This window comes from Ornithinicoccus halotolerans, from assembly GCF_009602535.1.
Taxonomy (GTDB): domain Bacteria; phylum Actinomycetota; class Actinomycetes; order Actinomycetales; family Dermatophilaceae; genus Ornithinicoccus; species Ornithinicoccus halotolerans.
This window is the reverse complement of record NZ_WIQI01000216.1, coordinates 1-997: the sequence shown is the minus strand read 5'-3', so window position 1 is coordinate 997 and position 997 is coordinate 1. Positions and strand designations below refer to the sequence as shown.

Genomic DNA, 997 nt, shown 5'->3' with positions numbered 1-997 from the left:
CCTAGATTGCAATAATAAAGTTACCACCTAGAAAGAGGCTTGCTCACTGCTTGAACTGGGGTTTGCCAACGGAGACATTTTCTAGGTTTGTTATTGATAAGCGCTGTGGCTTGTTGAATATCGGTCTCTGAAACCTGATCAAACTGTGTTCCCTTCGGGAAATAGTAGCGAAGTTCTCGATTGAACCGTTCATTTGTGCCCCGTTCATTCGGGTGATAGGCGTGGCAAAAGTAAACCGGTATCCGATAGCGCTTTGTAAGCGCCTGATCGCAGGAAAACTCTTTACCGTGATCAACCGTCACTGATCGAACCGGACCCGGAAAGTCCACCATCAGTCTTGCAAATCCCTTGAGAACAGCATTTTGTGATAAGTTTTCAAGCTTAGTTGTCGCCATTAAACGTGTCACCCGATCGACAATGGTCAAAACAGCAGCCTTTGACCCGCGACCACCGCGAACTGTATCCATCTCTAAATGTCCTTTTTCGGTTCGCCGATTAGCTGACTCACTGCGAATCTCAATTGAGGTGCCTACTGCTTGGTTATAGCGCGACCGAAGGTCTTGTCTTCTTTTATGACGTTTACCGTGATCAAAGAGTTGGCTTGGCTGAAAATCGACTTGTCTTTGATAAATCCAGTGGTAAATCGTGTGTGGCGCACAGTGAACGGCATAACCGACCATTTCAGGGGACCAACCTAGGTTTAGCTTCTCAGTTACCATCCGCTTCAACTTAGGCGTTAAAATCGAGTGCCGACCACAACGATGCCGACAAGTATCGGCATGATCCTGAGCTATAATGGCGCAGTAATCACCTTCAGGGCAACGGTGAAGCTCATGCCTAATAGAAATACGAGAGCGGCCTAAGGTCGCGGCGATGTATTGAATCGTGTGGTGTTGCATCAGTTCTATCTGAGATCGTTCAATTAAGGTTATAATGGCCATGGGACCTGTCCTTCTCTCTAGATGGTATGTTATGCAAACACCATTTTAGCAAGAAC

At 46.6% G+C, this 997-nt stretch carries 1 protein-coding gene; it reads right to left on the bottom strand.

Annotation, left to right across the window (positions count from 1 at the left end; all coding sequences use genetic code 11):
- Nucleotides 1-20: 20 nt before the first annotated feature.
- Nucleotides 21-941, bottom strand: coding sequence for an IS30 family transposase (locus GFJ45_RS16140; RefSeq protein ID WP_003574021.1), 921 nt, complete (start codon nucleotides 939-941; stop codon nucleotides 21-23).
- Nucleotides 942-997 lie beyond the last annotated feature (56 nt).

Coding starts and splice junctions, on each gene's coding strand:
- GFJ45_RS16140 (WP_003574021.1), bottom strand. CDS start 941: ATGGCCATTATAACCTTAATTGAACGATCTCAGATAGAACTGATGCAA.